Origin of the sequence: Silvanigrella paludirubra (genome assembly GCF_009208775.1) — a bacterium.
GTDB classification, from domain to species: Bacteria; Bdellovibrionota_B; Oligoflexia; order Silvanigrellales; family Silvanigrellaceae; genus Silvanigrella; species Silvanigrella paludirubra.
This window is the reverse complement of the sequence record NZ_WFLM01000003.1, coordinates 673847-680521: the sequence shown is the minus strand read 5'-3', so window position 1 is coordinate 680521 and position 6675 is coordinate 673847. Positions and strand designations below refer to the sequence as shown.

Sequence of the window (6675 nt, the reverse complement as noted above, 5' to 3'; positions counted from 1 at the left end):
AAAGATTACAAAAACAGAGTGCGATTCCATTGACCTAGAATAGAGCTTCTTTACAGAAGACTCAAAATTCCTAGAAAGGAGGTGATCCAGCCGCAGGTTCCCCTACGGCTACCTTGTTACGACTTAACCCCAATCATCGCACAAGCCTTGGCAGGCTGCCCCCTTGCGGTTAGCCCACCTGCTTCTGGCTTATGCAACTTTCGTGGTTTGACGGGCGGTGTGTACAAGGCCCGGGAACGTATTCACCGCAGCCTGATGATCTGCGATTACTAGAGATTCCAACTTCATGTGGTCGAGTTGCAGACCACAATCCGAACTGAGACCATGTTTTTGCGTTTGGCTCCACCTCTCGGCTTAGCTTCGCTTTGTCTTGGCCATTGTAGTACGTGTGTAGCCCTGGATGTAAGGGCCATGAGGACTTGACGTCATCCCCACCTTCCTCCGGTTTATCACCGGCAGTACCCCTATAGTTGCCAACTTAATGATGCCAAATAAGGGAAAGGGTTGCGCTCGTTGCGGGACTTAACCCAACATCTCACGACACGAGCTGACGACAGCCATGCAGCACCTGTATCCGTGTGTATTGCTACTATTACGCATCTCTGCGCTTTTCACGGTATGTCAAACCCAGGTAAGGTTCTTCGCGTTGCTTCGAATTAAACCACATACTCCACCTCTTGTGCGGGCCCCCGTCAATTCCTTTGAGTTTTAGTCTTGCGACCGTACTCCCCAGGCGGATAACTTAGCGCGTGGGCTACGGTACTGGAGGGGTCAACTCCCCCAACACCTAGTTATCATCGTTTACGGCGTGGACTACCAGGGTATCTAATCCTGTTTGCTCCCCACGCTTTCGTTCCTCAGCGTCAGTATTCGGCCAGGTGGTCGCCTTCGCCTCCGGTGTTCCTGCTGATCTCTACGGATGTCACTCCTACACCAGCAATTCCACCACCCTCTCCGAAACTCAAGAAACACAGTCTCAAATGCACGTCCCAGGTTAAGCCTGGGGATTTCACACTTGACTTGCATTCCCGCCTACGAACCCTTTACGCCCAGTAATTCCGAACAACGCTCGCACCCTTCGTATTACCGCGGCTGCTGGCACGAAGTTTGCCGGTGCTTCTTCTTTTGGTACCATCAAATTACTGCTTTATTAAAACAATAACCCTTCTTCCCAACCGAAAGAGCTTTACAACCCGAAGGCCTTCTTCACTCACGCGGCGTTGCTGCGTCAGGGTTTCCCCCATTGCGCAATATTCCCCACTGCTGCCTCCCGTAGGAGTCTGGGCCGTGTCTCAGTCCCAGTGTGGCTGATCGTCCTCTCAGACCAGCTATCCATCTTCGCCTTGGTGGGCCGTTACCCCGCCAACTAGCTAATGGAACATGGGCTCATCTTTCGGCTGCCGGCCTTGCGGTCCCGGCATTTCCAGCATCGCTGCTGCTTACGCGGTCTTAGCTACAGTTTCCCGTAGTTATCCCCCTCCAAAAGGCAGATTCCCATGCATTACTCACCCGTGCGCCACTAAGGTATTGCTACCTCCGTTCGACTTGCATGTGTTAGGCACGCCGCCAGCGTTCGTTCTGAGCCAGGATCAAACTCTTAGCTCTAATTTACTTACAGATAAGTATTTCTACCCATCCGCTTTTTTTACTATCTTGACGGTTCTTTTTACGGAACCTGATTTCTTTCCATTCTCTCTCGCGAGAAAATCTACTTAAAACCATGGAACCGCACTCTGTTTTTGCTTTCTTCTCTTGTCAAATAACTTCTCTTTGCTGGTTTTTTCTCATTTCTGAGACTTTTCGCTAGCAGCGAGAAAGTTAACTTGCATTACATTTTTAATGTTGTCAAATATTTTTATAAATTTTTTAAATAAAATTTTAATATTATATTTAGCTTTTTTTTATAGCAATTTTATCAATATTTGCTATAATTAAAGGTAAAACTTGTTTCCTATTTTTATTTTAAGAAGAACACTTACCCAAAATTAAGCAGTTTCTAATTTGTTAGCCCTTGAATGACTTCTTTAGATGTTAAAATAGAATTACAGCCATCAACACTTTTTCCAGCTTGCCAGTAATCTTTATAGCCGGCGCCTTCCATAGAAGCTCTTTTCAATTTCCAAACTGCTTGAAGTGTATAGTATGTGCGCATCCAGTGTTTAAATTTTTTATGCTGAAGCAGGTATCGAGACATAAAGTTAGCTTTTGTTCCAATTCTTTCAATGTATTCTGTTTTTATAACAGAAACGGGTACTCCTGATATTTTTTCAGTTAGTACAATATCTTTAGAAGTCGCTTTGATAATAGCATTTTTATAGTCTTGATGGGCGTTACATTCTGATGTTGCAATAAATCGGGTTCCCATTTGAACGCCCGCATATCCTAGATTTAAAGCATTTTGAAATGTATTTTTGTCTCCAACTCCTCCGGCACAGATTATTGGAACCTTAAATTCTTCTAAATCTTTGATGATTTTTTCAACATCCAATTCTCCTGCATGCCCACCAGCTCTATTATTCACACAAATAAGTCCATGGACACCAGAAGAAATTGCTTTATCGGCCCATTTTTTATTTGTGACATCGTGATAAACTACGCCTCCTAGAGGCGATACTTTATCTACGATCCACTTTGGATTTCCTAAAGAAGTAACAAAAAAACGAACGCCTTCTTCAAGTGCAATATCGAGCCATTTTCTCATTCTATTTTCATAAATTGATGATGATTTTTCAGTTATGATATTCATGCCAATTGGTTTTTTAGTTATATTCTTAATCAATCTTAAACCATCTCGAAATTCATGTTTATGAACAAAGACTAATGATAAAGGCTGAATTATCCCAATCCCACCAGCTTCAGATACCGCTGCCACGAGTTCTGGATTACTGCATGGATACATAGCACCACAAATAATGGGATATTGAATTCCTATTTGTTTTGTAAAAACAGTTTCATAATTCATATTTATATTCTCTATTTTATTTAACTAATTTAATCTTATACGCCAAGTGGCATGAACTTTAGTAACAATTTCATTTTTTTCATCTAAAACATTTGCAGTTATTCTTAAATCTTCATTATTTTTTGTAGTCGAAGCGTATTGAAATAAAGATTCAGAAATTAAATTTCCTCTTGCTTTTTTTAGATATTCAACCTCAATTTTTACAAGAATTGCCATTGCTGTTTTTGGTAATTGAGAAATTAGACATAATCCTGTTGAAAACTCACCAACATTAGCTAACGCAATCGCATGAATACAATTTAAATGGTTTCTAACGGCTCTTTTGTCTTTTAACATAACTCTTGCCTGACCATTTTCAATACTTAGAACCAAGGGGGAGACTGAACCTGTATAAGGAATATATTTAGAGACAATTGTAGAGAAAATTTTATTACCGCCAGGTATTTTTTTTAGCTTTTCCCAACCAACTTGAATCATTTCACTTGGCGATGAAAAATCAGGAAGAAATTTTTTCATAATATCGATCCTTCAATTGGATTTAAGAGAACGAATTGATATTACATTCATTTAAAAAAATTTAACAATCGAATTTAAAAATGTTTATTCGGATTCTTCATGATCATAAAGACTTTGACGAGAGATCCCTAAAGCCGAAGCAATTTTAGATTTATTACCACCATGCTTTTTTGATGCTACATTAATCATAATTTTGCGTAGAACATCTTTTGCCTCATCAAAACTTTCGCCTGACGAAATATATTTTAATAGAGCTTCTCCAAATCTTCCTTCCAATACATCTCCATAATTTTTAGATGATGAAGAGTTTGTTGCTGATGTTTCACCTTGAGCAACTCTCATGCTTCCAATTATTTCTATGTCTGTAGGATAAATTTGGCTTCTGTGATCGGCCAATGCCTTTGAAAGAGCATTTTCTATAATTTGATGAAGGGTTCTAAAATTTGCTGGAAAAGCATGATTTGCAGCAAGATCTAATATTTTTCCGATCACTTCATGATTTGCAGAAACTTTTAAATCCTCGCTTGATTGAGATAATTGCTCAAATATATATTGAATTACCTTAGAAAGTTCTTGATTTAAATCAGAAATAGAAGGTAAATCAATTTCTCTATGTGCATAAGCCTCAAGAAAACCTGGTACGATCTTTTTTTGATAATCTGTGCAATAGGTTCCAACAAATTTTATAAGACTAATAGAAAGACTTCCTTCACCCAATACAGAAGGAACAAACTCGGAATCAAAAATACTTTTTAATTTATTTTGATTTTCATGTGATAGAGCATGAAGATTATCAAGAACTAAAACACCTCCAACTGCTCTTTCAAATAAGCTCAGCTGCAAAGTATTTCCTATCGTTTTAGAATCACCAAATAATAAGATTGAATTTGCTTCATCAGATTTTGAAGCGCAGTCGTGGTAAACAATATTTCTTGAAATACTTCCGTAGTTTTGTTTTAAAAATTGATGGGCGAATAACTGCGAGCCTATTGTTTTTCCAGTTCCAGGTGCACCACAAATAAGCAATCGTTCTTCTTTTCTTCTCATAGAATGCTCAAATGCATCTGATGTTTGTTTTTGAAGGTATATTTCTTTTGAAAAACGAGAATCAAACTCCATAATTTTTAATTTGCGTATAATTGTAGCTTGTAAAGCCCCGGCACCTAATGTTTTTGTTAATGAAAAAGAATCTTTTAATTTAGGACAAAACATATCAGCACCTGCTCGAATAACTTTGGCAGGCAAATCAAGATCATCTGAATTTGAAATCATTATCACAGGAAGACCAGGTAAGGTCGATCGAAGATCAGGAAGGAGATCTATACCCCACTTGTTAGAGCCTTTATAAAAACAATCGACAACACAAACGTCATAAATATTTTTTCGTAAAAGCTTTTCAGCAGCCTTAATGCTATCGGCAGTATCTGCTTTCCCCCCTAATCCCTCAATGGCAAGCACAATGTCATCAGCGTCTTCGGGAGTATCATCCACAACTAACCAACGTGATATTGGAAATACTTTAGATACCATTACTTAGAATCTCCGATCCAATTTAAAGCTAATCCTTCAATTCTTTCTTTTTTTGTAACTAAGCGCAAAATAAATGACTCTGGAATATTTATCTCTTCATCTGATACAATTTCAACCTTTTCTGAGTCATTTACGCTTGATATCAATAAATTTAATTCATCTTTATTTATTATAAAATCTTTTAATCCATTTTCAATGGCAGAGTGAATAAGATCATTATTTTTAAAATATACGACTCTTTTTCTCTTGTGAATTGAAATTGGTACATCAATAATTTTAGGATCTACAATTTCAGCTGGGATATCAAAACCTGTTTCAACTATATTTCCTTCAATAGTAAAAAGCATACGTCCTTTTAATTTAAAAAGTCCTCTTTTTATAATAGAAAGACCTCTTCCTGACCTACCAAAAAATTTAAAAAACACGGGTGAGTCAATATTTTTTAAATCAATACGATTTGTTAACTTAGCTAAATGAATAATTAACGCCGAAAAAAAAGAAATTTTCGAATAAACGCGGAAAGATAAAAAATTATTAGAATAAAATAATTTTAATTTTGATGGAGTTATTGAATGTTTAATAGAGTTTGATGACAAATTTACGATTATTCTTTCAAAAATTGAAATATCTAATATTGGAATTTTTAAATTTTTTGGAATATTGTTTATAATTTCACAGTTTAAAAAATGTGTTTGAATATATTCTAATATTTCATCGGAATCTAAGTCTTTATGAGTATTTATTTCTTGATAGACTTCATTAGAGGATCTTATTTCAATAGCCAAGCGCTGCAATATTCCTCTTACTGAAGAGACGTTATAATTAAGATCTTTCTCTTGGTATTTAGAACTAATGGCATCTAAAATTTTAGCAATATCGTGCTGTGCATCTAAAATGAGTGTTTGATAAAACTGTAAGTTTTTTCCTCTTACTTGAACCGCTTTTTGAGCTAATATTCTTACATTTAGCCAATTTATTTTATCTGTTTTTTCAAGAAGCTCATCTACATCTTCAGTTTGTTCTAATAATTTTCCAGCATATTGAATTGACTGAAGCATTGCTAGAATACAAATTCCCCAAAATAATATTACAGCTAATGAAACTATAATTGGCAATGAAATACTACTATACTCAAATAATCCTAATGAACTTTTGCTACATGTATTAATCGTTAACTCAACTAAATAGGGAAAAGGTGAACGATGAGGTTGAAAATATTCCGTTCTTTTTTCTAAACAGTCAGAAGGAGGGTCATCAGAAGATACCCATTCCCCAATTAGATGGCGCTCAGGATTTAGGAAATATACAGAAACCTTAGCTACCCTTTCCTGGCTTTGGTTCTTTTTAGAGTCAAATGTAAAATTCAGATACTCTTGCATCAAGGATTGGGATTGATCCTGAAGCCCTTGAGAATCTAACTCAGCAGTACCAAGTATGCTTCCAGAAATACCCCCCATTATCAGAGAGACGTCATGTCTAAGGTTGGCTATTCTTTGTGCTCTAGCAGTTAGAGTCCAAATAATTACATAGAGTATGACAAATCCGACAGCTGAAATGATAAAATATGCCAATAAAGATCCTGAGTTAAATCGAAACTTTAGGTTTATACGCATGTTATCGTTCATTCCATAATTACTCAAGAATCTAAAAAACTAGAAACATAGGTT

Annotated in this window: 4 protein-coding genes and 1 other annotated feature (1 of these 5 running past the window's edge); all 4 genes read right to left on the bottom strand. The window is 36.8% G+C overall.

Features of this window, described 5'->3' with window-relative positions; translation table 11 throughout:
• Window positions 1-1605: a sequence feature (most likely nonfunctional fraction of RNA operon), on the bottom strand (it extends 2886 nt beyond the left edge of the window).
• Window positions 1606-1996: 391 nt separating this feature from the next.
• A complete protein-coding gene (locus GCL60_RS10585) occupies window positions 1997-2962 on the bottom strand; it encodes an NAD(P)H-dependent flavin oxidoreductase (RefSeq protein ID WP_153420628.1) in 966 nt (321 codons plus the stop codon).
• A 24-nt stretch (window positions 2963-2986) separates the two neighbouring features.
• Window positions 2987-3478: a DUF4442 domain-containing protein gene (locus GCL60_RS10580; protein WP_153420627.1), complete on the bottom strand. Its 492-nt coding sequence runs from the start codon at window positions 3476-3478 to the stop codon at window positions 2987-2989.
• A gap of 84 nt (window positions 3479-3562) precedes the next feature.
• The gene (locus tag GCL60_RS10575) at window positions 3563-5008 is read right to left on the bottom strand and encodes a response regulator (protein WP_153420626.1); all 1446 of its coding nucleotides are present in this window, start codon (window positions 5006-5008) and stop codon (window positions 3563-3565) included.
• Complete coding sequence (locus GCL60_RS10570) at window positions 5008-6621, bottom strand: hypothetical protein (RefSeq protein ID WP_153420625.1); 1614 nt, start codon at window positions 6619-6621, stop codon at window positions 5008-5010. The genes GCL60_RS10575 and GCL60_RS10570 overlap by 1 nt, the downstream gene beginning before the upstream one ends.
• Between the last annotated feature and the right edge of the window lie 54 nt (window positions 6622-6675).

Excerpts from the sequence above, each read along its gene's own strand:
- GCL60_RS10585 (WP_153420628.1), bottom strand. The coding sequence starts at position 2,962 with ATGAATTATGAAACTGTTTTTACAAAACAAATAGGAATTCAATATCCC.
- GCL60_RS10570 (WP_153420625.1), bottom strand. The coding sequence starts at position 6,621 with ATGCGTATAAACCTAAAGTTTCGATTTAACTCAGGATCTTTATTGGCA.
- GCL60_RS10580 (WP_153420627.1), bottom strand. The coding sequence starts at position 3,478 with ATGAAAAAATTTCTTCCTGATTTTTCATCGCCAAGTGAAATGATTCAA.
- GCL60_RS10575 (WP_153420626.1), bottom strand. The coding sequence starts at position 5,008 with ATGGTATCTAAAGTATTTCCAATATCACGTTGGTTAGTTGTGGATGAT.